Origin of the sequence: Trinickia terrae (assembly GCF_005144415.1) — a bacterium.
Classification (GTDB): Bacteria; Pseudomonadota; Gammaproteobacteria; order Burkholderiales; family Burkholderiaceae; genus Trinickia_A; species Trinickia_A terrae.
Genome location: NZ_SWJE01000020.1, coordinates 21,966 through 45,179, shown reverse-complemented (window position 1 = coordinate 45,179; position 23,214 = coordinate 21,966). Strand labels below are relative to the sequence as shown.

General features: G+C 66.7%; 17 protein-coding genes. 7 read left to right on the top strand and 10 right to left on the bottom strand.

Going from position 1 to position 23,214, the window contains the following annotated elements; translation table 11 throughout:
- Nucleotides 1–116: 116 nt before the first annotated feature.
- The 7 genes from iolB to FAZ69_RS28975 form a co-directional block, all read right to left on the bottom strand.
- Entirely contained in the window at nucleotides 117–923 is an 807-nt protein-coding gene (iolB, locus tag FAZ69_RS29005; protein WP_136898536.1) for a 5-deoxy-glucuronate isomerase, read from the bottom strand.
- Nucleotides 920–1,834 (bottom strand): myo-inosose-2 dehydratase, encoded by a 915-nt coding sequence (iolE, locus tag FAZ69_RS29000; protein ID WP_136898535.1) that lies wholly within the window; start codon nucleotides 1,832–1,834, stop codon nucleotides 920–922. Before iolE ends, iolB begins: the two co-directional genes overlap by 4 nt.
- 89 nt (nucleotides 1,835–1,923) lie before the next feature.
- Complete coding sequence (iolD, locus tag FAZ69_RS28995; RefSeq protein WP_136898534.1) at nucleotides 1,924–3,891, bottom strand: 3D-(3,5/4)-trihydroxycyclohexane-1,2-dione acylhydrolase (decyclizing); 1,968 nt, start codon at nucleotides 3,889–3,891, stop codon at nucleotides 1,924–1,926.
- Nucleotides 3,888–5,903 (bottom strand): bifunctional 5-dehydro-2-deoxygluconokinase/5-dehydro-2-deoxyphosphogluconate aldolase, encoded by a 2,016-nt coding sequence (locus FAZ69_RS28990; RefSeq protein WP_136898533.1) that lies wholly within the window; start codon nucleotides 5,901–5,903, stop codon nucleotides 3,888–3,890. Before FAZ69_RS28990 ends, iolD begins: the two co-directional genes overlap by 4 nt.
- A 44-nt stretch (nucleotides 5,904–5,947) precedes the next feature.
- Nucleotides 5,948–6,754: an ATP-binding cassette domain-containing protein gene (locus FAZ69_RS28985; protein WP_136898532.1), complete on the bottom strand. Its 807-nt coding sequence runs from the start codon at nucleotides 6,752–6,754 to the stop codon at nucleotides 5,948–5,950.
- Between the two features lie 12 nt (nucleotides 6,755–6,766).
- Entirely contained in the window at nucleotides 6,767–7,927 is a 1,161-nt protein-coding gene (locus tag FAZ69_RS28980) for an ABC transporter permease (protein WP_136898531.1), read from the bottom strand.
- A 171-nt stretch (nucleotides 7,928–8,098) separates the two neighbouring features.
- Entirely contained in the window at nucleotides 8,099–9,151 is a 1,053-nt protein-coding gene (locus tag FAZ69_RS28975; RefSeq protein ID WP_136898530.1) for a sugar ABC transporter substrate-binding protein, read from the bottom strand.
- Nucleotides 9,152–9,448: 297 nt separating this feature from the next.
- Here FAZ69_RS28975 and FAZ69_RS28970 point away from each other — a divergent pair, with 297 nt between their 5' ends.
- From FAZ69_RS28970 to FAZ69_RS28950, 5 genes are all read left to right on the top strand, one after another.
- A complete protein-coding gene (locus FAZ69_RS28970; RefSeq protein ID WP_136898529.1) occupies nucleotides 9,449–10,330 on the top strand; it encodes a MurR/RpiR family transcriptional regulator in 882 nt (293 codons plus the stop codon).
- Complete coding sequence (gene iolG / locus FAZ69_RS28965) at nucleotides 10,323–11,357, top strand: inositol 2-dehydrogenase (RefSeq protein ID WP_136898528.1); 1,035 nt, start codon at nucleotides 10,323–10,325, stop codon at nucleotides 11,355–11,357. Before FAZ69_RS28970 ends, iolG begins: the two co-directional genes overlap by 8 nt.
- Before the next feature lie 20 nt (nucleotides 11,358–11,377).
- A complete protein-coding gene (locus tag FAZ69_RS28960; protein WP_136898527.1) occupies nucleotides 11,378–12,412 on the top strand; it encodes a Gfo/Idh/MocA family oxidoreductase in 1,035 nt (344 codons plus the stop codon).
- Between the two features lie 192 nt (nucleotides 12,413–12,604).
- Nucleotides 12,605–12,832, top strand: coding sequence for a sulfurtransferase TusA family protein (locus FAZ69_RS28955; protein ID WP_136898526.1), 228 nt, complete (start codon nucleotides 12,605–12,607; stop codon nucleotides 12,830–12,832).
- Between the two features lie 321 nt (nucleotides 12,833–13,153).
- Nucleotides 13,154–13,807 (top strand): hypothetical protein, encoded by a 654-nt coding sequence (locus FAZ69_RS28950; protein WP_136898525.1) that lies wholly within the window; start codon nucleotides 13,154–13,156, stop codon nucleotides 13,805–13,807.
- 146 nt (nucleotides 13,808–13,953) lie between these two features.
- Here FAZ69_RS28950 and galU read toward each other — a convergent pair whose 3' ends face one another.
- Both galU and FAZ69_RS28940 read right to left on the bottom strand, forming a co-directional pair.
- Nucleotides 13,954–14,835, bottom strand: coding sequence for a UTP--glucose-1-phosphate uridylyltransferase GalU (gene galU, locus FAZ69_RS28945; RefSeq protein ID WP_136898524.1), 882 nt, complete (start codon nucleotides 14,833–14,835; stop codon nucleotides 13,954–13,956).
- 51 nt (nucleotides 14,836–14,886) lie between these two features.
- A complete protein-coding gene (locus tag FAZ69_RS28940; protein ID WP_136898523.1) occupies nucleotides 14,887–17,763 on the bottom strand; it encodes a valine--tRNA ligase in 2,877 nt (958 codons plus the stop codon).
- Between the two features lie 255 nt (nucleotides 17,764–18,018).
- Between FAZ69_RS28940 and FAZ69_RS28935 the strand changes: the two genes are divergently transcribed.
- Nucleotides 18,019–20,385 carry a UvrD-helicase domain-containing protein gene (locus FAZ69_RS28935; protein ID WP_136898522.1) on the top strand — a complete coding sequence of 789 codons (2,367 nt, stop codon included), beginning with the start codon at nucleotides 18,019–18,021 and terminating at the stop codon, nucleotides 20,383–20,385.
- A gap of 2 nt (nucleotides 20,386–20,387) precedes the next feature.
- Nucleotides 20,388–21,170, top strand: a complete 783-nt coding sequence (locus tag FAZ69_RS28930) for a 5'-methylthioadenosine/adenosylhomocysteine nucleosidase (RefSeq protein ID WP_439654811.1) — start codon at nucleotides 20,388–20,390, stop codon at nucleotides 21,168–21,170.
- Between the two features lie 44 nt (nucleotides 21,171–21,214).
- On the opposite strand, the gene FAZ69_RS28925 is transcribed toward FAZ69_RS28930, so the two are convergent.
- Nucleotides 21,215–23,113, bottom strand: coding sequence for a propionate--CoA ligase (locus FAZ69_RS28925; protein ID WP_136898520.1), 1,899 nt, complete (start codon nucleotides 23,111–23,113; stop codon nucleotides 21,215–21,217).
- Between the last annotated feature and the right edge of the window lie 101 nt (nucleotides 23,114–23,214).

The window sequence follows — 23,214 nt, the reverse complement described above, 5'->3', positions numbered from 1 at the left end:
GTCCGGGCGGCGCTCCGCCTACTTCAGCACTGCGAGCAGGCGCGGCAACGAATCTCGCCGGCAGCGTTCGAGCGTTTGCTCGACGTTCCGCGCGAACTCCGCGCGGAATGCGCTTTTCAGGTGGCGGGTTTCTCGATGATCCACTCGTGCGCCGGATCGTTCTTGAAGTGCCAGACCCGCTCGCGGCCCGCCATCACGTTCAGGTAATAGGAATCGTAGCCATAGGGCACGACCACCGGGTGATAGCCGCGCGGCACCATCACGACGTCGTGATCCTCGACGGCCATCGACTCGTCGATGTCCCGCAAGTCCGTGTAGACGCGCTGGAATGCGAACCCCTGCGGCGGGTCGAGGCGGTGGTAGTACGTCTCTTCGAGCGAACTCTCGAGCGGGACGTTGTCGGTGTCGTGCTTGTGCGGCGGATAGCTCGACGCATGCCCGCCCGGCGTGCGCACCTCGACGACGAGCAGCGACTCGGCCGGCTCGGTCTGCGGAAGGATGTCGCAGACGTAGCGCGTATTGAGGCTCTTGCCGCGCACCGAGCGCTTCATCTGCGAGGGCTCGATGAGCCGCACGGGATAGCGTCCTTCGGCCGGCGCGCTCGCCACGCCGATTTCGGCGTCGCGCTCCGCGCGCACCGTCGTGCGCACGTTCGGCGGCAGATAGACGGCGTAGGGCGCCTTGTCTTCGAAGACGCTGTCGCGCGAGCCGAGGCTCGTCCATTTGGCGCCGTCGGCGGTCTCGATCGACACCGCGCCCGTGAGCACGACGATGCACGACTCGCGCGCCGTCTCGTGGACGTACACGACCTCATCCTTGCCGAGCCGGTACGCCGCGAACCCGACGTACCGCCACATCGCCGTTTCGGGCGTGACGCGCGCGATCGTCTGACCTTCGCGCTGTGCTTTGACCAATAAGCTCATGCTGCCTCCGTGCTGGCATCGAACGGCGCATCGACAAGCGCGCGCAACGTCCGATAGCCCTTCTGCGCGTATTCGTAGCTGGGCGCGATCACCGGATCCTGCTCGGCCTCGACGACGAGCCAGCCGCGATAGCCGTGCCGTTTCAGCCTGGCGATGATCGCCGGAAAATCCACCGTGCCGTCGCCCGGCACCGTGAAGGCGCCGTTGATGACGGCGTCGAGAAAGCTCCAGTTGCGGTTGCGCGCGAGTTTGATGACGGCCGGCCGCACGTCCTTGCAATGCACGTGGCAGACGCGCGCGATGTGCTTGTCGAGCATCGCCAGCGGGTCGCCGCCCGCGAACGTGATGTGGCCCGCGTCGAACAGCAGGCCCACGGCATCGCTCGTGCGCGCCATCAGGCGGTCGACATCGTCGGCCGTCTCGACGTAGGCGCCCATGTGATGATGATAGGCGACGCGCACGCCGTGGCTAAGCGTGTAGCGCGCGAATTTTTCGAGGCGCTCGGCGTAGGCGTCCCATTGCGCATCCGTGAAGAAGCGCGGGCGCTGATAGAGCGGCTGCGGCGCGCCCTGGATCGAATTTTCGACCTCGCCGTACACCATCACCGTCGCGCCGTTTTTCGCCAGCAGCTCCAGATGCGGGCCCACCGCCTCGATTTCCTCCTCGACGCTGCGCCGCGCGAGGCGCCCCGAGTACCAGCCCGAGACGAGCGCGAGGTCGTATTGCGCGAGCAGCGTCTTCAGCGCCTGCGGCTCGCGCGGAAATTTGTTGCCGAGCTCGAAGCCGGCGTAGCCGATCTGGCGGCCTTCGGTCAGCGCGACTTCGAGCGGCGTTTCGCCGCCGAGCGACGGCAGGTCATCGTTCATCCAAGACAACGGATTGATGCCGATGCGTACTTCGAATGCGTTCATGCGAGCGATCCTCTAATTTTTCCGACGATTGCGCCAAGCGGTTGCGATTGGATTGGCGAGGCTTGGCGCGACGATGTTTCAATGCATCGTCAGCCGTTTCCCAATTCGTTCCAATCGGCGCGTCGAGCCACTTGCTCGTCGTACGCTTTACGCGCCGCGCGCACCGCCTCGCGCGTCGACACTTCCGGCACTGCGACCTCCCACCACCAGCCGCCGTCGCCCGTGGTGCGGGCGGCGTCCGTGTCGATCACGATCGTGTAGGTGCGGTCGGCCGCGCGGGCGCGCCGCATCGCCGCCTCGAGCTCGGCGACGTTCGCGACGTGCTCGGCCTGCGCGCCGAGCGAGCGCGCGTGCGCCGCGAAATCGATCGCCGGCGCGCCGAGCGGGCCTTGCGTGCAGTCGTCGAACATATTGTTGAACGGTGCGCCGCCGCAGGCCTGCTGCAGGCGGTTGATGCAGCCGTAGCCGCGGTTGTCGAGCACGACGATGATGAGCTTTGCGCCGAGCATCACCGAGGTCGCGATCTCGCTGTTCATCATCAGGTAGCTGCCGTCGCCGACCATCACGATCACTTCGCGCTCCGGGCGCGCCAGTTTCGCGCCGAGGCCGCCCGCGATCTCGTAGCCCATGCACGAGTAGCCGTACTCGACGTGGTATGCGCCGGGCCGGCCCGCGCGCCACAGCTTGTGCAGCTCGGCGGGCAGGGTGCCGGCGGCGCAGACGACGATGTCGCCCTCGGCCGATTGCGCGAGCGCGCCTGGCGCGGAGCGCTGGACGGCGCCGATCACGTCGGCGTCGTAGGGCAGCGCGCCCGACTGCGGGGTGTTCGTGCGCGTAGTCACCGTGTCGCGCCAGGCGTTGGCGAGCGATTGGGCGCGCGAGGTCCAGTCGGCATTCGCTTTCCAGTCTGCCAGGCGCGCGCCTAGCGCGTCGAGGGCGCGGCGCGCGTCGGCCTGCACGATCTGTGCGCGGGCCTTGAGGCCGTCGAACGCGTTGGCGTTGATGCCGATTACGTCCGCTTGCGTGAAGAGCGTGTTGGAGCCGGTCGTGAAATCCTGCAGACGCGTGCCGACGGCGAGCACGCAGTCCGCCTCGTGCGCGAGTTCGTTCGCGGCCGACGAGCCCGTCACGCCGATCGCGCCCGCATTCAACGGATGATCCCAGGGCAGCGCGCTCTTGCCTGCTTGCGTCTCGCCGACCGGGATGCCGTGCTGTTCGGCGAAGGCGCGCAGGGTGTCCGTGGCGCCGCGGCTGTAGAGCACGCCGCCGCCCGCGACGATCATCGGCTGCTTCGCCTGCATGAGGCGCGCGAGCGCGGCGTCGAGCTCTTCCTCGACGGGTGCGCCCGCATGGAACGTGACGACGCGCGGCTCGAAGAACTCGCTCGGATAGTCATAGGCCATCGCCTGTACGTCCTGCGGCATGGCGAGCGTGACGGGGCCGCAGAGCGCGGCGTCGGTCAGCACGCGCAGCGCGCGGGGCAGGGCGGTCAAGAGTTGTGCTGGATGGACGATGCGGTCGAAGTAGCGCGACACCGGCTTGAACGCGTCGTTCGCGGAGATGCCGCCGTCGTGGAAATCCTCGACCTGCTGCAGCACCGGATCGGGCGCGCGCGAGACGAACACGTCGCCCGGCAGCAGCAGGACCGGCAGGCGGTTCACGTGCGCGAGCGCGGCGGCGGTGACGAGGTTGGTCGCGCCGGGGCCGATCGAGGTCGTGACCGCCATCATCCGCCGGCGGAAATGCGCCTTCGCGTAGGCGATCGCCGAGTGCGCCATCGCCTGCTCGTTGTGGGCGCGATAGGTCGGCAGCTCGTGCCGGTGCTGATAGAGCGCTTCGCCGATCCCGGCTACGTTGCCGTGGCCGAAGATCGCGAAGACGCCGCCGAAGAGCGGCTCGGTGAGAGCGCTTCCGTCCTCGGCGGCGACGCGCTGCGCGGCGAGATAGCGCACGAGCGCCTGCGCGGCGGTCAGACGGATCGTGGCGCCCGTAGCAGATTGGCCCGCAGCGGCGGTGGTCGTTGCTGCTGCTTCATGATGCACAGCGCGTCGATTCATGCTGCCTCCTGCCGTACGTCGTGATGCGCCACTGCGCCATTGCCTTTCCCTTTCGCGGCCCGCCACGCGCCGATCAGCATCTCGAACGTCTTGCGCACGCTCGCGATCACTTCGGCGTCGCCGATCTCGCCGGCCAGCCACGCGCGGCTCGGCTCGTGGAAGATCGTGCGGCCCACGGTGAAGCCCTTGCAGCTCGCCGACGCCGCTGCCGCCCGGAAGCCCTCGATCAACTGCTCGGCCGGCGCCGACAAGCCGAGCAGCACCACGCCGCGGCAATACGGATCGCGCTCGGCGATCAGCGCATCGACAGCCTGCCATTGCGCGGCGTCGAGCGGCGCGAGCTTCCACCACTCCGGGTAGATGCCGATGTTGTAGAGACGCTTGAGCGCGCGGAACACGGTATCGGGCTCGTTGGGCCGATCTCCGAGCTTGGGCGGGATCACTTCGAGCAGCAGTTCGTGGCCGCTCGCCTGCGTCGCGTCGTAGAGCGCGCGCAGTTGCGATTCCTGCTCGAGCCGCAGCTCGACCGGATGGTCGGGGTGGTAGTAGACGAGGCACTTGACCACGTGCTCGCGCGGCCAGCTGACGAGCGACGTGCCGACCGAGCGGCCATGGTCGAACTCGAGCGGCACCGAGCCCGGCAGCTCGACCGGGCGGCCGATCCACCAGCCGCGGCCGGTGGCGGCGTTCAGCGCGTCCTGGCCGTAGCGGTCGTCGATCAGCACGCCGGTGCGGCCTTGCAGCGCGAGCGCGGCTTCCGTCTGCGCGACGGCCTCGACAAACAGGCTTTTCAGCTTCTCGACGCGCGCTTCGCTCGCACCGGTCTGCTGGGCCAGCTCGAAGAACTGGTTGCGATGGTCGAAGGCAAAGCCGAGCACTTCGTCCCATTGCTTGCGGGCCGGGCTCACGCGGTGCAGGCGCGCGAGTTGCGCGTCCTTGTCGGGACGGCGCATGCGCTCCGGATCGGCGGCCGCGGCCTTCAGAAAGTAGTCGAGCTCGGCGGGCGTCGGCATCGCGGGCGCGCAGCCGTGGCGCGAGACGACGAGCGCGCCGCTCGCGTTGGCCGCGCGCGCGCACGCTTCGAGCGGCGCATCGCGCAGCCAGCCCGACAGGAAGCCGGACGCGAACGCATCGCCCGCGCCGAGCACGTTCAGCACCTCGACCTGGACGCCGCCGTGAATCGGCGCATCGTCGATCGACGCGGGTACGGCGCCCTCGACGATCGAGCAGCCGAGCGGGCCGCGCTTGACGACGAGCGTCGCGCTCGTCACGGCGCGCACCATCTTGAGCGCGTCGATCAGCTCGTCCTTGCCGCCGGCGATGCGGAACTCCTCTTCCGTGCCGATCACGAGATCGAAAAGCGGCAGGATGCGCTGGATGTGCGCGGTCACGCCTTCGTTGGCGACGAAGCGCGTCTCGCCGTCGGCCTTGCCGGTCAGGCCCCAGAGCACCGGCCGGTAGTCGATGTCGAGCACGGTGCGCACGTTGTTGCGGCGTGCGTACTCGAGCGCGCGGCGGCTCGTGCGGTTCACCTGCTCGGTCGAGAAGTGCGTGCCGGTGATCAAGAGCGCCTTCGCCGACGCGATGAACGCCTCGTCGAAGTCCGCCTCGTCGACGGCCATGTCGGCGCAGTTCTCGCGATAGAACACGAGCGGGAAGGTGTCGCGGTCTTCGAGACCGAGCAGCACGAGGGCGGTCAGCCGGTCGCGGTCGATGCGCGTATGGCTGACGTCGCAGCCTTCGTTTTCGAGCGTTTCGGTGAGAAAGCGCCCCATGTGGTCGTTGCCGACGCGCGCGAGCATCGCCGATTTCAGCCCCAGCCGCGCGCAGCCGAACGCGATGTTCGCCGACGAGCCGCCGAGGTATTTGGCGAAGCTCGTCACGTCTTCGAGACGCGAGCCGACTTGCTGCGCGTAGAGGTCGACCGCGAGCCGCCCCAGGCAGATGATGTCGCGGGGGCGGCCGGCCGCGAAGCGGCTCGATGGCGTGGTGGAGTCGGTGGTGAGTGCCATGGTATTTCCTGGATGTCCGGGTCGTGCTTCGTGAGTGCTGCGTTCTAGATCGTCGCGCCTTCGAGCTCGCTGATCATCTTCTGCATTTCCGCGCCGCCCGCCATCATGTCGAGCACCTGGTCCTTGGTGATGGTTTCCTTCGTGAACGTGCCCATCGACTTGCCGCGGTTGAGCAGCGTGAACGAGTCGCCGATCGGGTAGGCGTGGTGCACGTTGTGCGTGATGAAGATCACCGAGATGCCTTTGGCGCGCGCCTTGTGGATCAGCTTCAGCACGTTGAAGCTTTGCTTCACGCCGAGCGCGGCGGTCGGCTCGTCGAGGATCAGCACGCGTGCGCCGAAGTGGATCGCGCGGGCAATCGCGAGACACTGCCGTTCGCCGCCCGACATCGTGCCGATCGGCTGGTTCGCGTCGCGCACGTTGATGCCCATTTCGGCGAGCTTCTCTCGCGCGATCTTGGCGGCCGTTTCGATATCCATCACGTTGACGAGACCGAGGAGCTTCTTCTGCGGCTCGCGGCCCATGAAGAAGTTGCGCGCGACCGAGAGCAGCGGCACGAGCGCCAGATCCTGGTAGACGGTCGCGATGCCGAGGTCGAGCGCCTCCTTCGGCGAGGCGAAGTGGACGGGCTTGCCGTCGACGAGGTAGGCGCCCTCGCTCGGCGGATGCACGCCCGCGAGCGTCTTGATCAGCGTCGACTTGCCTGCGCCGTTGTCGCCGAGCAGGCAGTGGACCTCGCCGCGCCGCAGCCGCAGCGTCACGTCTTTCAGTGCGATCACGTTGCCGAAGTAGCGGCTGACGTTTTCGAGCGCGAGGATGTAGTCGTCGGCGGGTTGTTGAGTGTCGGACATCATGAACTCCTGTCAGCGCGAAGCGGCCACGCGGCTGCGCACATAGTGATTGAACAGCACGGCGAACAGCAGCATCACGCCGAGGAACACGCGGAACCAGTCCGAATCGATGTTCGTATAGGTGATGCCGATCTGCACGACGCCGAAGATCAGCGCGCCGAACGAGGCGCCGATCACCGAGCCGTAGCCGCCCGTGAGCAGCGACCCGCCGATCACCGCCGCGATGATCGCTTCGAATTCCTTCTGCAGACCGCGGTCGGCGGCGGCCGAGCCGATGTCGCACACTTGCAGCACCGCGAACAGGCACGAGCAGAACGCGGTCAGCACGAACAGCGAGATCTTCACGCGGCGCACCGGCACGCCGACATTCTTCGCGGCGTTCGCATCGCCGCCGACGGCGAAGATCCAGTTGCCGAAGCGGGTCTTGGCGAGCGTGAACGCGCCGACCGCTGCGAGCGCGAACCACCAGACGATGACCTTCGGCACGCCCGGCACGAGCGGCTCGCCGTTGTCGAGCAGCTTGACGAGCCCGACATGGCCGAGCCACTTGAAGAGGCCGTGGAACGCGACGCCCTGGAACAGCGCATGGGCGAAGCCGCTTTGCGCGGCGACGTCGCCGACGCCGGAAATGATCGTGCGGTCGGCGAACATCACCGAGAGCGCGAGCGTCAAGCCGCGCAGGATGAACAGGAACGCGAGCGTGACGATGAACGACGGCAGCCGCGTGCGCATCACGAGGTAGCCGTTCAGCGCGCCGAGCGCCATCGAGCCGACGAACGCGAACACGATGGAAAGCTCGATCGGCCAGTGGAAGTACATGGTCGGCAGCGCGACCATCATGCCGGCGAAGCCGATCATCGAGCCGATCGAGAGGTCGAACTCGCCGGCGATCATCAAGAGACAGGCGCCGACCGCGATCAACCCCAGATAGGCCGCGACCTGCGACCAGTTCATGATGCCGTCGAGGTTGAACATGCCGGAATTGCCGGCGCCCACGGCGAACACGATGAACACCATCACGGTGCCGGCCAGCGCGGCGAACTCGGGACGGGAGAGCAGATGCTTGAACCAGGACTCCTTGCGCACACGCTCGTCCGATGCGCCGGACGGTTGAGCGGGCTGTTCAGCGTCGTGCTTGCGCGAACCGAGGTGGAAATGATCGACGACACCCATCAAAGTCTCCTTGATGCGCGTTGCGGCGGGCCCTGACCTGGAATGCCGCGCGGCGCTATGAAGCGTAGGAATGCAAATCAGTGCTGCGAGGGGAGGGGCAAACTTCCTGCGCTGCCGGAGCGTGCTTCCGCAAACGCGGCGTCACGCTCCGGCAGGTTCTCCGTCACATGCTCAGCGGTACTGTCCTGCGTACTTGACCACCTTGTCGATATTGGCCTTCGTGATGAAGCCCGGGCCGGAGCCGATGTTGCGCGCGCCGTAGACCGGGGCGAGCCCGTAGGCGTCGAGCCGCGCCTTGAACTTCGGATTCGCCTTCAGCGCGGCCTGGATCTTGGCCGCGTCGGTCGTGTGGTCCTTCTTCGCGATCGCCAGCACGGCGACGGCGATGTAGCCCTGCAGGTACGGCTGCTGGTCGATCGCGAACTTGATCGTGCCGTCCTGGATCGCCTTGGCGATGTCGTCGGAGAAGTCGAACGTCGCGAACCAGATCTTGCCTGCAAGGCCCATCTGCTGCAGCGCCTTGATCGTCGGCGAGGCCGAGGTCGGGCCCAGCGCGAGCACGGCGCCGGTATCCGGGTGGTTGCGCAGGTAGGCGCTGACCTTCGACTGGATGCCGGTCGGGTCCTGGCCGGCGTCGAGCGTCGACGCCTTGTAGTCGACGCCGAGCGCTTCGCCGAAGCCGCGGCAGCGCTCGAACGAGGCCGGGTTCGTGGCGTAGTGGTTCACGCACAGGAACGACTTGATGCCGGCGGCCTTCGCCTTTTCGCCGGCCGCCTTGCCCGCCTCGTATTCAGGCTGGCCGATGTGCATGATCGCGCCCAGCTGCGCGCTTTGCTCGGCGGTGCCGGAGTTGATCGTGACGAGCGGGATGTGCTTCTCGGTGACCTTGGCGATGGAGCCTTTCAGCACGTCGAAGTCGGCGATCGTCGCGGCGACGCCGTCGTAGTTGCGCGCGGCGGCTTGCTCGATGAGACGCGCCATGTCGGCGATGTCGCCGTTCGGCGGGTTGCGGTAGTCGGTCTGGACGTTGAAGTCTTCGTCGGCCTGCTTGATGGCGTTCTTGATCGTGTTCCACCACGAGTCGGAATCGGGAGCGTGGCTGATCAGGACGAAGTGGCCCGCGGGGTCGGCCTGTGCGGCCGTTGCGGCAAACCCGCTGCCCAAGGCCAGTGCGAATGCCGCAACGAACGTCCTCAGTGCGGCCTTGCCAGTGCAAAGTCTCATGTCTCCACCTATTCGGGTTATGTCGTTATTGATCTCCCCTGAGCGTCGAAACCGGACATCCCCGGGGAGGGGGAGCGGCGTGCGCAAGCTTGCAGCCGTCGCTCACGAGCAAGATTAGGCCAACTTTTACGAGATTGCAAAGAAAATTTCATTGCAAATAAAAATGGAAAATACGTTCCAAATTGGCGTGGCGCGTGCCTATAATCAGCACCGTCCGGCGTGCCGTTGCAAAGCCCGTCGAGCCTTATCCGGCTTGGGTTTGCGCCGCACCGCAGCAATTTAGGGAGGGTTTGGGCCATGCAAGACGACAGCACCGCTGAACTGCCGAGCGTCGACGAATTGATGCAGCGCATCGCCGACTCCTACGACACGCTGCCGCGTCAGTTGAAGAGCGTGGCGTCCTACCTGGAACAGCACCGCTCGAGCGTGATGGTGGACCGTACGAGCGACATCGCATCGAGCTGCGGCGTGCATCCGTCGGCCGTGGTGCGCTTTGCGCAGCGCTTCGGCTTTTCCGGCTTCTCCGACCTGCAGGAGATCTTCAAGCAGGCGTATGCGGGGCCGGGCGCCTCGGGGCAGACCTACAAGCAGCGCATCCGCAAGCTCATCGACGAGAAGCCGGGGCAGCTCTCGGGCGGCTCGGTCGCGCGCGAATTCGTCGCCGCGTGCAGGAGCGGCCTCGACGAGCTCGAGGAGAGCCTCGACGACCAGGAGTTCGACGCCGCCGTGAAGATGCTGCAGCAGGCCGAGAACATCTACGTGGTCGGCGTGCGGCGCTCGTTTGCCGTGGCGAGCTACATCGTCTACGCGCTGCAGCACACGCCCAAGCGCGTGCATCTGGTATCGGGCTTCGGCGGCATGTTCCGCGAGCAGATCCGCAGCGTGAAGAAGGGCGACGTGGTGATCGCGATCAGCTTCGAGCCCTACGGCAAGGAGACCCAGTATTGCCTGCGCGTCGCGCACCATCATCAGGCGAAGACGCTCGTCATCACCGACAGCCGCCTCTCGCCGCTCGCGCGCTACGCCACCACGCAACTCTTTGTGAAGGAGGGGAGCGCGTTCGCGTTCCGCTCGCTGACCAGCACCATCTGCCTGTGCCAGGCGCTTTTCGTCGCGCTCGCGTACAAGCTGGAATTAACCGTGGAAGAGTCGAAAGATCTTGGAGGATACGATGACTAATGCAGCAAGCCCGGCAGTACGCAGCACGCCGATCAACGTTGCCGTTTTCGGCGCCGGCCGCATCGGCCGCATTCACGCGGCCAACCTCGCACGCCAGCCGGGCGTGAAGCTCAAGTACGTGGTGGACGTGAACCGCGAGGCCGCCGCGGCGCTCGCCGCGGAGCACGGCGCGCAGGTCGCCGACGTCGACGGCGCGATGGGCGACGCGTCGATCGGCGCGACCGTCATCTGCTCGAGCACCGATACGCACGCCGGCCTGATCGAGCAGTCGGCCGCGCAGAAGAAGCACGTGTTCTGCGAGAAGCCGGTCGACCTCACGGTGGAGCGCGCGCGCGCCTGCGCGGCGGCGGTGGAGCGTGCGGGCGTCGTCTGCATGATCGGCTTCCAGCGCCGCTTCGATCCGACCTTCGCCGCCGTGAAGGCGCGCATCGACGCGGGCGAGATCGGCACGCCGGAGATGCTGGTCGTCACGAGCCGCGATCCGGGCGCGCCGCCCGTCGAGTACATCTTGCGCTCGGGCGGCATCTTCAAGGACATGCTGATCCACGACTTCGACATCTTCCGCTGGATCCTCGACGACGAGGCCGAGACGCTGCATGCGACGGGCAGCGTCCTGTCGGACCCGGCGATCGCCGATGCGGGCGACATCGATTCGACCGCCGTCACGATCCGCACCAGGCGCGGGCGCCTGTGCCAGATCAACACCGCGCGGCGCGCCGCCTACGGCTACGACCAGCGCTTCGAAGTGCTCGGCAGCGAAGGCATGCTGCAGGCGGGCAACGTGCGGCCGACCGAGGTCGTCGCGTATTCGAACAAGGCGGTGTCGAGCGACGTGCCGGAGGCGTTCTTCCTCGAGCGCTATCGCGCGGCCTATGCGCTCGAAATCGCGCACTTCTTCGAAGCGGTGACGCGGGGCTTGCCGGTGCGCACGACGGTCGCCGACGGCCTCAAGGCGCTCGAGCTCGCCGAGGCTGCGACACGCTCGTGGCGCGAGGGCCGCGCGGTGCGTGTCGGCGGCGACGCGTGACGGGCGAGGGGAGAGTTCCGATGACCAATGTCGCCAATCGCGCGCCGGTGAAGATCGGCGTGGTGGGCCTTGGGCGGCTCGGCAAGCGTCATGCGCAGAATCTCGCGTACCGCGTGCCGGGCGCGGCGCTCGTCGCCGCATGCAGCCCCGTCGAGGAAGAGCGCGCGTGGGCGCGCGACGCGCTGCCCGCGCCGCGCCTCTACGCCGAATACGAAGCGCTGCTCGCCGACCAGGACGTCGACGCCGTCTGGCTCGTGACGCCGTCGTCGCTGCACGCCGACCAGATCGTCGCCGCGCTGCGCGCCGGCAAGCATGTGTTCTGCGAAAAGCCGCTGTCGCTCGATGTCGCCGAGTGCGAGCGCGTGCTCGAAGAGGCGCAGCGCGCGCCGCATCTGCAGGCGACGATCGGCTTCATGCGCCGCTTCGACCCGAGCTATCGCGACGCGTACGAGAAGATCCGGCGCGGCGCGATCGGCCGGCCGTTCATGATCTGCTCGCAGACCACCGACAAGAACGATCCGGAAGGCTTCTTCGTGCGTTTCGCGCCGACCTCGGGCGGCATCTTCCTCGACTGCACGGTGCACGACATCGACGTCACGCGCTGGCTGTTCGGCAACCCGCGCGCCAAGCGCGTGTTCGCGACCGGCACGATCGCGCTGCACGAGGGCCTGCGGGAATGCGGCGACGTCGACAACGGCGTGGCGGTCTGCGAGTTCGAGGACGGGCGGCTCGCGGTGTTCTACGCGTCGCGGACGATGGCGCACGGCAACGACACGCACACGGAGGTGATCGGCACGGCGGGCGCGCTTGCGATCGGCCACATTCCGCGCGCGAGCCGCGTCGAGATCTACGACGAGCACGGCGTGCGCAACGAATGCACGCCGACGTTCTTCGAGCGTTTCGAGGACGCGTTCCTGCACGAGGCGCAAGCCTTCGTCGAGTCGGTAAGGGGCGGTAAGGCGTCGGGCGCGACGCTGGCCGATGCGCTCGAAGCGACGCGCATCGGCAGCGCGCTGCGCGAAGCGTTGGCGACGGGGCAGCCGGTCGAGCTGTGAGCGCGGTTTCGGCCTGCGCGCGAGGCCGCCGGACCCGGGCGAATGCCCGGCGTCCGGCGCTTCCGTAACGCGTGCGGTAGAATTTGGCCCTCTCAAGAAACCGCCGGGCCGCCCCAAGGTTTCTTGACCCCCTTGGGGGGCCTGGCGCGTAGCGCCAGATCTGGGGGCGTTCTATTGGAAGGTCGATTGCCGATGCAAATTCACAAGGAAGTCGATGCGCGCGGATTGAACTGTCCGCTGCCCATCTTGCGCGCGAAAAAGGCGCTCGCCGACATGGAGAGCGGCCAGATCCTCAAGGTCCTCGCGACCGATCCCGGCTCGCAACGCGATTTCGCCGCGTTCGCGAAGCAGACGGGCAACGAGATCGTCGAAAGCTCCATGCAGGACAAGACGTTCGTATTCCTGATGCGCCGCCGCTAAGCCCGTCGCGCACCCGCCCGCGCGCTCTTTCCAGCGCTTCGAACACAGCCCCGTCAAGCCTTGCGCCGGCGGGGCTGTTTCGTTTGCGGATCACTGCCGAATCCTTACTCAACCTGTCTGATTCCGCCGAGATGCCGGCCTGGTCCGCCAATATCGTGCCGTGCGGCTTCTGCGCCGGAAAAGCCCCTAAAGACCGATTTGTCTACGCCGTAAACCTGCTTGAGCGGAGGTATTGGCGTCGAGCCGATGCGGGCACGTTTCCTCCATCCGCGCTTGAAAGCGCAAACGTTTGGGTCATTCCGTCAAACAAGGATTTCAACGATGAAGAAGTTGGTTGTTTCGCTCATCGCGGCGTTCGCCGCCTGCTCCGGATCGATGGCGCGGGCTTCCGAGGTGTATGGGCAAGTCGGCACCGAAGGCTTCGGCATCGGCTACGGTTACTCGTTTGCTTCGATGGCAAACGTTCGCGCGGAATTCAACGGCTTCAGTTTTTCGCATAGCTTCACCGCTGGCGGCTTGCAGTACGACGCGACGCTCAACCTCTATCACGGCGGCCTTTACGGCGACTTCTTCCCGGCGCCGACCATCCTGCCTTTCCGTCTGACGGCGGGCGTCCTGCTCGGCGGCGACAATCTCGACGCCACCGCGACCGCGATGTCCGGCACCTACACGATCAACGGCACGACCTATTCGTCGCTCGGCGAGCAGATCCATGCAAAGGTGAAGTATCCGGCGGTGCGGCCGTACATCGGCTTCGGCTTCGGCCATTCGCCGCTCGCCAAGAAGGGCTTCTCGATGTTCTTCGATGCCGGCGTGGCCTACGGCAAGCCGCATGTCGATTTCAACGTGCCGGCCGACATCGTCGCGGAGGCGGGGCAGGCGAACGTCAACGCGGAAGAGCAGGAGTTGCAGAACAAGGCGAACAACTGGAAGTTCTATCCGATCGTGAAGATTGGCGTGACGTACCGGTTTTAAGCGAAGCCTTTAGGGCGGCAGAGGCTCTGCCGCTTCGAATTACCCTGTAGTTCATTCTCCCGCCTGTCGTGCCGCTGAAAACGAGCGGACACGCAGGCGGTTTTTTTCGTCGGGTATTGGCTGACGGCGGCCGGCGGGACGGCGTCTTAGCTGTCCATCGTCGGCTGGCGCGTGCGCAGGTAGTGCTCGAAGTCGGCGGCGACTTCGGGGTGGCGCAGCGCGAACTCGACCGTCGCCTTCAAGTAGCCGAGCTTGCTGCCGCAGTCGAAGCGCGTGCCGTGGTACTTGTACGCCAGCACCTGCTCGTCGGCGAGCAGCGACTGAATGGCGTCGGTCAGCTGCAGCTCGCCGCCCGCGCCCGGCTTCAGTGCGCGCAGGTGATCGAAGATGCGCGGCTTGAGCACATAGCGGCCGACCACGCCGAGGTTCGACGGCGCGACTTCCGGCGCCGGCTTCTCGACGATGCCCGACATCTTGATGATCGCGTCTTCCCATTCCTTGCCGTCGACGATGCCGTACGACTTCGTGTCCGACGGCGGGATCTCTTCGACGCCGATCACCGAGCTGTGATAATGGTCGAACACCTCGATCATCTGCTGCATGACGGGCGGCTCGCCGTAGAGCAGGTCGTCCGCGAGGATCACGGCGAACGGGTTGTCGGCGACGAGCTTCTCGGCGCACAGCACCGCGTGGCCGAGGCCGAGCGCTTCCGGCTGGCGCACGTAGAAGCAGTCGACATGGCTCGGCTTGATGCTGCGCACGAGCTCGAGCAGCTTGTCCTTGCCGCGCGCTTCGAGCTCGGCTTCGATTTCATACGACTTATCGAAGTGGTCCTCGATGGCGCGCTTGCTGCGGCCCGTGACGAAGATCATCTCGGTGATGCCGGCGGCCATCGCCTCTTCCACGGCGTACTGGATCAGCGGCTTGTCGACGACGGGCAGCATTTCCTTCGGGCTCGCCTTGGTCGCAGGGAGGAAGCGGGTACCGAGACCCGCGACCGGAAAGACTGCTTTGGTGACTTTTAGCATGGGATCTGCGTCTCTAATTGCTCAGAAAATTTTGCCGATGGACGGTAAGGATCACGCGGGCAGCCGCGCGAGCTGTGCGCTCAGCTTGGCGATCGTATCGCGATATTCTGCCAGCCTTTTCTGCTCCTGTTCCACAACCGCGGCCGGGGCTTTGGCGACGAAGGCTTCGTTGCCGAGCTTGGCATTGCACTTCACGATCTCCGCATCCAGGCGAGCAATTTCCTTGCCAAGGCGTTCGCGTTCCGCCGCGACGTCGATCTCGACCTTCAGCACCAGCTTGTTGCCGCCTACGATCGCGATCGGCGCGCCGTGCGCTTCGGCGTCGAGCGCCGCTTCATCGGCGATGATCTTGACCTCGGAGAGCCGTGCAAGCGCTTGCGCATACGGGGCGAACGAGTGCAGTTGTTCCGCGTTGCCCGTTGCCAGGAGCGGCACCTTCGTCGCCGGCGACAGGTTCATTTCGCCGCGCAGGTTGCGGCAGGCGTCGATGACCGCCTTGAGATCGGCCGCCCAGCGTTCGGCGCTTTCGTCGATCTTTTTCGGATCGGCGAGGGGGTAGCGCTGCACCATGATCGATGCGGCGCCTTCGGCCGCACCCTCGGGGTAGCGCTTCGCGAGCGGCGCGACCTTTTGCCAGAGTGCTTCCGTGATGAACGGGATGACCGGGTGCGCGAGGCGCAGCACGGTCTCCAGCACGCGCAGCAGCGTGCGGCGCGTCGCGCGCTGCTGCGCGGGCGTGCCGTTCTGGATCTGCACCTTGGCGAGTTCGAGGTACCAGTCGCAGTACTCGTCCCATACGAATTTGTAGATCGCGTTCGCGACGTTGTCGAAGCGATAGTCGGCGAAGCCTTTTTCGACTTCGGATTCCACGCGCTGCAGGAGCGACACGATCCAGCGGTCGGCCTGCGAGAAGTCGAGGTAGCCGCCGGGGCCGCAGTCGCCCGCGCCGCAGAGCTCGGGCTTGTCGAAGCCGCACTCGTGGCCTTCGCAGTTCATGAGCACGAAGCGCGTCGCGTTCCAGAGCTTGTTGCAGAAGTTGCGATAGCCCTCGCAGCGCGCGAGGTCGAAGTTGACGTTGCGGCCGAGCGTGGCCATCGACGCCATCGTGAAGCGCAGCGCATCGGTGCCGAACGCCGCGATGCCGGACGGGAACTCCTTGCGCGTCTTCTTCTCGATCGTCGCGGCCTGCTTCGGGTTCATGAGGCCCGAGGTGCGCTTCGCGACGAGCGATTCGAGATCGATGCCGTCGACGATGTCGATCGGGTCGAGCGTGTTGCCCTTGCTCTTGCTCATCTTCTGGCCTTCGGCGTCGCGCACGAGGCCGTGGACGTAGACCGTGTGGAACGGCACCTTGCCCGTGAAATGGGTCGTCATCATGACCATGCGCGCGACCCAGAAGAAGATGATGTCGAAGCCCGTGACGAGCACCGAGGACGGCAGGAAGTGCTGCAATTCCTTCGTCTCGTTCGGCCAGCCGAGCGACGAGAACGGCACGAGCGCCGACGAGAACCAGGTGTCGAGCACGTCTTCGTCGCGCTTGAGCGCACCGGTGTAGCCCTTCGCTCCGGCCTGCGCGCGCGCGTCGGCTTCGCTCTTGGCGACGAACACTTCGCCGTTCTCGCCGTACCACGCCGGAATCTGGTGGCCCCACCAGAGTTGCCGCGAGATACACCAGTCCTGGATGTTTTCGAGCCACTGGTAGTAGGTGGTCGTCCAGTTCTCGGGGACGAACTTGATCCGGCCGTCGCGTACGACGTTCAGCGCGGTTTCCGCGATCGACTTGCCCGGATTGAATGTGCCGAATGTGGCATCAGGCGCCGGCCTGCTCATCGCGACGAACCACTGATCAGTCAGCATCGGCTCGAGCACGACGTTCGTGCGGTCGCCGCGCGGCACCATCAGCTTGTGCGGCTTCACCGATTCGAGCAGGCCCAGCGCCTCGAGGTCGGCCACGACCTGCTTGCGCGCTTCGAAGCGGTCGAGGCCGCGGTACTTTTCGGGCGCGTTGCCGTTGATCTTCGCTTCGAGCGTGAGGATCTCGATCTGCGGCAGCTTGTGGCGCTGGCCGACCTGATAGTCGTTGAAGTCGTGCGCGGGCGTTACTTTCACTACGCCGGTGCCGAATTCGCGGTCGACGTAGTCGTCGGCGATGATCGGGATTTCGCGGTCCGTGAGCGGCAGCTTCACGGTCTTGCCGATCAGGCGCGCGTAGCGCTCGTCTTCCGGGTGGACCATCACGGCGACGTCGCCGAGCATCGTCTCGGGGCGCGTCGTCGCGACGGTCAGCTGGCCGCTGCCGTCGGACAGCGGATAGTGGATGTGCCACAGGTAGCCGTTTTCCTCTTCGCTCGCGACTTCGAGATCGGACACGGCGGTCATCAGCACCGGGTCCCAGTTCACGAGCCGCTTGCCGCGGTAGATGAGGCCTTGCTCATAGAGCCGCACGAAGACTTCCGACACGACCGCCGACATCTTGTCGTCCATCGTGAAGTATTCGCGCGACCAGTCGATCGACGCGCCCAGGCGCCGCACCTGGCGCGTGATGGTCGAGCCCGACTGCTGCTTCCATTCCCACACGCGCTCGACGAACTTCTCGCGGCCGAGGTCATGGCGCGACACGCCTTGCGCATCGAGCTGGCGCTCGACGACGATCTGCGTCGCGATGCCCGCGTGGTCCGTGCCGGGCAGCCACATCGTGTTCTCGCCGAGCATGCGGTGATAGCGCGTCAAGCCGTCCATGATCGTCTGGTTGAACGCGTGGCCCATGTGCAGCGTACCCGTGACGTTCGGCGGCGGCAGCTGGATCGAGAAATCCTTGGCTTCGGGCGCGAACGCTGGCGCCGCGTAGCCGCGCTTTTCCCATTCCGGGCCCCACTGGGCCTCGATGGTCTGGGGTTCGAAACTCTTTGCAAGCGTGGTGTCGCTCATGGTGGGGAATCTGCCGAGAAATGCGTGGAGGAATGCTTCGAAACGTTCGATTATAAAGGGTCGGTGGAGGAGGAGGGCTGCTCGGGGCCTGGGCGGCGCCCGTCCGGGCGCAAGCCGGATTTGCTCTTGCATCGCGCCGGTACGTCCGCTGCTCGCGACTTATAATGTCCGGCTCGCTGTCATTGCCGACATGCGCGCGCAGGCCACGCCGCCCGCGCCGTCCCGGCCGCCACGCTTTTCCATTCCCGCTCTCCCATGCCCGAACTGCTTGCGAACCTGAATCCCGAACAACACGCTGCCGTCACGTTGCCGAACGAGCCCGCGCTGATCCTGGCCGGGGCCGGCAGCGGCAAGACGCGCGTGCTCATCACCCGCATCGCGTGGCTGATCCAGCATGGGCTCGCGTCGCCCGCCACCGTGCTCGCCGTCACCTTCACGAACAAGGCCGCGCGCGAGATGATGGGGCGGCTCTCCGCGTTGCTGCCCATCGATACGCGCGGCATGTGGATCGGCACCTTCCACGGCCTGTGCAACCGCATGCTGCGCGCGCATCACCGCGACGCCGGGCTGCCCGCGACGTTCCAGATCCTCGATACCGCGGACCAGCTCTCCGCGATCAAGCGCCTGATGAAGGGCCTGAACGTCGACGACGAGAAATATCCGCCGAAGAACCTTCAGTACTTCATCAACAACGCGAAGGAGCAGGGGCTGCGGCCGCAGCACGTCGACGCGACCGACAGCTTCAACCTCAAGTTCGTCGAGCTCTATCAGGCCTATGAGCAGCAGTGCCAGCGCGAGGGCGTCGTCGATTTTCCGGAGCTGCTCTTGCGCTGCTACGAGCTGCTCGCGCACAACCCGCCGCTGCGTGCGCACTATCAGGCGCGCTTCAAGCACATCCTCGTCGACGAGTTCCAGGACACCAACAAGCTCCAGTACGCGTGGCTCAAGCTGCTCGCCGGTGAATCGAACGCGATCTTCGCGGTCGGCGACGACGACCAGTCGATCTACGCGTTCCGCGGCGCGAACGTCGGCAACATGCGCGACTTCGAGCATGAGTTCAAGGTGCGGCACCTGATCAAGCTCGAGCAGAACTACCGCTCGCATGGCCATATTCTCGACGCGGCCAACCAGCTGATCGCCAACAACTCGCGGCGCCTGGGCAAGAACCTGCGCACCGACGCGGGCCACGGCGAGCCGGTTCGCGTCTATGAGGCGGCCACCGATTCGCAGGAAGCGGGCTGGATCGTCGAGGAGATCAAGGCGCTCATCAGCACGGGGCTCGCGCGCGGCGAGGTCGCCGTGCTCTATCGCAGCAATGCGCAGTCGCGCACGATCGAGCACACGCTCGTCAACGCGGGCATCGCCTACCGCGTGTATGGCGGCCTGCGCTTTTTCGAGCGGCAGGAAGTCAAGCACGCGCTCGCCTATCTGCGCCTCATCGATAACCCCAACGACGACACCGCCTTCGCGCGCGTCGTCAACTTCCCGGCGCGCGGCATCGGCGCGCGCTCGCTCGAGCAGCTCGCGGATTCGGCGCGCCTCTACAACTGCTCGATGGCTGCGGCGATTCCCTATGTGACCGGCAAGGCCGGTTCGAGCCTCGGCAGCTTCGCGAACCTGATCGCGAAGATGCGCGCCGAGACGCAGCAGATGAGCCTGCCGGAAACGGTCGAGTACGTGGTGCGCGCGAGCGGTCTCGCGGAGTTCTACCAGGGCGAGCGTGAAGGCCAGGACCGGCTCGAAAACCTGCAGGAACTGGTGAACGCGGCGACGGCCTTCCTCAGCGAGGAGGGCTACGGGCTCGACACACCGGCGCGCTCGATCCCGCTGCGGCCCGGCGCCACGTCGGCGCCCGAGATCGCCGCCTTGCCGGACGACGCGGCATCCGTGGTGCTCGATCCCGCGGGCATTGCCGGCCCTGCGCAGAACCCCGACACGATGACGCCGCTCGCCGGCTTCCTCTCGCACGCCTCGCTCGAGGCGGGCGACAACCAGGCGCAGGCGGGCCAGGACGCGGTGCAGCTGATGACGGTCCACGCGGCCAAGGGCCTCGAGTTCACGGCGGTCTTCATCACGGGTCTCGAAGAGGGGCTGTTCCCGCACGAGAACAGCGCGCTCGAGCAGGACGGCCTGGAGGAAGAGCGGCGGCTCATGTACGTCGCGATCACGCGGGCGAAGGAGCGGCTCTATCTGTCGTTCGCGCAGAGCCGGCTGCTGCACGGGCAGACGCGCTACAACATCCGCTCGCGCTTTTTCGATGAGTTGCCGCAGGAAACGCTCAAGTGGCTCACGCCCAAGGTCGAAGCGGGCGCACGCTGGGGCGGCAGATCGGATAACGCGGGCTGGGGGCGCGACTGGTTCGCCCGTCCTGACCGTCAGGCCGGCGGTTATGCAGGCGGCGCGGCGGTCGAGCAAGCGCCGCTGCCCGCGTTCGCCAACACGCAGCGTGCCGCCGAAACGGGTTTCAAGATCGGCCAGGCAGTGTTTCACACGAAGTTCGGGGAAGGCACGGTCACGGCGCTCGAAGGCAGCGGCGCCGATGCGCGCGCCCAGGTCAAGTTCAAGCGGCACGGCGAGAAGTGGCTCGCGCTGGCCGTAGCCAAATTGCAGGCGGTCGAATGAGCATGGAAACGATGGAAAACAACCAGCAACGGCCGCTCGGCGTGCTCGCGGCCTTGCCGCAGGAACTGGGCGACCTCGTCGACGCGATGCGCGCCGACGGCGGCTTGCGCACGGTCACGCTCGGACAGCGCGACTACCACGTCGGCACCGTGCGGGGCGTGCCGTGCGTCGTCACGCTCGCGCGCGTCGGCAAGGTGGCGGCCGCGGCGACGGCCAGTGCACTGATTCACGTGTTCGGTGTCGAGGCGATCGTGTTCACCGGCGTCGCGGGCGGGGTGGGGAGCCAGATGCGCGTCGGCGACATCGTCGTTGCGAACGCGCTGCTGCAGCACGATCTCGATGCGTCGCCGCTCTTTCCGCGCTATGAGGTGCCGCTGCTCGGCGTCACGCGCTTCGCCGCCGATGCCGCGCTCGCCGACGAGCTGGCCGCCGCCTGCGAGCGTTTCGTTGCCGACGAAGGCGCGGCGCTTGCCGAGCAGTTCCGTTTGAGCGGCGCGCGCGTGCATCGCGGGCTCGTGATCAGCGGCGACCGTTTCGTGTCGAGCTCGGAGGAGGTCGGCGCGTTGCGCGCCGCGCTGCCGGAGGCGCTGGCGGTCGAGATGGAAGGCGCGGCGATCGCGCAGGTCTGCTACGAGCACGACGTGCCGTGCGCGATCGTGCGGACCCTCTCCGATACCGCCGACGATCACGCGACCGCGTCGTTCACGTCGTTTCTTACCGATATCGCCCACGCGTATTCGTCGGGCATCCTTAAGCGGTTCTTCGCGGCGCGTGCCCGCGCTTGATCCGCGCTCCGGCGATCCGGCGCTCGCGATGGCTTGATGGTGTCTCAGCCCGTTTCGCCAAGCGCCGCGCGCAGCATCTGCAACGCCGCCGGATCTTCGATCGTCGGCAGATCCCCGGGATCGCGTCCTTCGGCGAGCGCCGCGATCGCGCGGCGCAAGAGCTTGCCGGAGCGCGTCTTCGGCAGCATCGCGACGAAATGGACGCGCGCGGGACGGCCGATCGCGCCGAGGTTCCGGTCGACCGTCGCCAGCAACGCCGCTTCGAGCTTCCTGCGATCGTCGGGCGCGGCAGCCGCTTGCGCATCGCGCAGCACGACGAACGCGAGCGGCACCTGGCCTTTCTGCTCGTCTGTCACACCCACGACCGCCACCTCCGCCACGGCCGCATGGCTCGATAGCGCCTCCTCGATCTCGCGCGTGCCGAAGCGGTGGCTCGCGACGTTGATGACGTCGTCGGTGCGGCCGAGGATCGACACGTAGCCGTCGTCGTCCTGGATACCCCAGTCGAACGTCGAGTAGACCTGGGCGCCCGCCATCTCCGACCAGTAGGTATCGACGAAGCGCCGGCCGTCGCCCCAGACCGTCGCCATGCAGCCGGGCGGCAGCGGATAGCCGAGCGTGACGACGCCTTTCTCGCCGGGCGCGCAGGGCTCGCCGGTCACCTCGTTGCGCACCACGAGGTTATAGCCGTACACGGGCACGCCGGGCGAGCCGAGCTTCGGCGGCAGCGCCTCGATGCCGCGCTGGATCGCGATGATCGGCCAGCCCGTCTCGGTCTGCCAGTAGTTGTCGACGACGGGCTTGCCGAGCGCGTCCTGGATCCACGCGGCGGTGGGCTCGTCGAGCGGCTCGCCGGCCAGGAACAGCGCGCGCAGGCTCGAGAGATCGGCGGCCTTCATCAAGGCCGGGTCCTGTTTCTTCAGCACGCGCAGCGCGGTCGGCGAGGTGAACATCACGTTGATCCCGTACTGCTCGACGAGCCGCCACCAGATGCCGCCGTCCGGACGAACCGGCGTGCCTTCGTACAGCACGGTCGTGAGCCCGGCGATCAACGGCGCATAGATGATGTAGCTATGGCCGACCACCCAGCCGATGTCCGATGCGGTGAACATCGTGTCGCCCGCCTGGGCCTGGAAGATGTACTCCATTGACGCCGCGAGCGCGACCGCATAGCCGCCGACGTCGCGCTGCACGCCCTTGGGCCGCCCCGTCGTGCCCGAGGTGTAGAGCACATAGGACGGTTCGTTCGATTCGAGCCATTCACACGGCACGTGGGCGTTGAAGTACTGCTCGCGCAGCGGCTCGTAGGCGACCAGGTAGCTCGCGTTCAGGCGTTCGGGCGCGAGCTGCCGGTCGATCAGCAGCACGCGCGCCGTCTGGTGCGAGGCGCGCGCGAGCGCTTCGTCGACGAGCGGCGTGTAGTCGATCACCTTGCCGCCGCGCGCGCCGGCGTCGGCTGTGACGATAAGCGCGGGCTTCGCGTCGTCGATACGTGCGGCGAGGCTCGCCGCGGCAAAGCCGCCGAACACGACCGAGTGGATCGCGCCGAGCCGCGCGCAGGCGAGCACGGTGAACACGGCCTCGGGGATCATCGGCAGGTAGATCAGCACGCGCTCGCCGCGCGCGACGCCAAGCGAGCGCATCACCGCGGCCATGCGGTTCACTTCGTCATAGAGCTCGGCATAGGTGAAGCGGCGCTCGATGCCGGTCTCCGTCGAGACACTGATTAGCGCGTTCTGCTGCGCGCGCGTCGCGAGATGCCTGTCCAGCGCGTTGTGGCACAGGTTCGTGCGGCCGCCGGCGAACCATCGCGTGAAGGGCGGGTTGCTGCGGTCGAGCACCGTCTGGAACGGCGTCTCCCAATGGATGCGGGTGGCTTCGGCGCGCCAGAATTCGTCGGGCGCATCGATCGAGCGGCGATGGAAATCGCGGTAGCGGGTCATGACGGCGATCCCCCTTCGGTGGCATGGGCGGCGACGATGGATGGCGCAGGCTGGCACGTGCGAATTGGAGCGTGCCGCAGTACAGCATAGGGCCCGTCGCG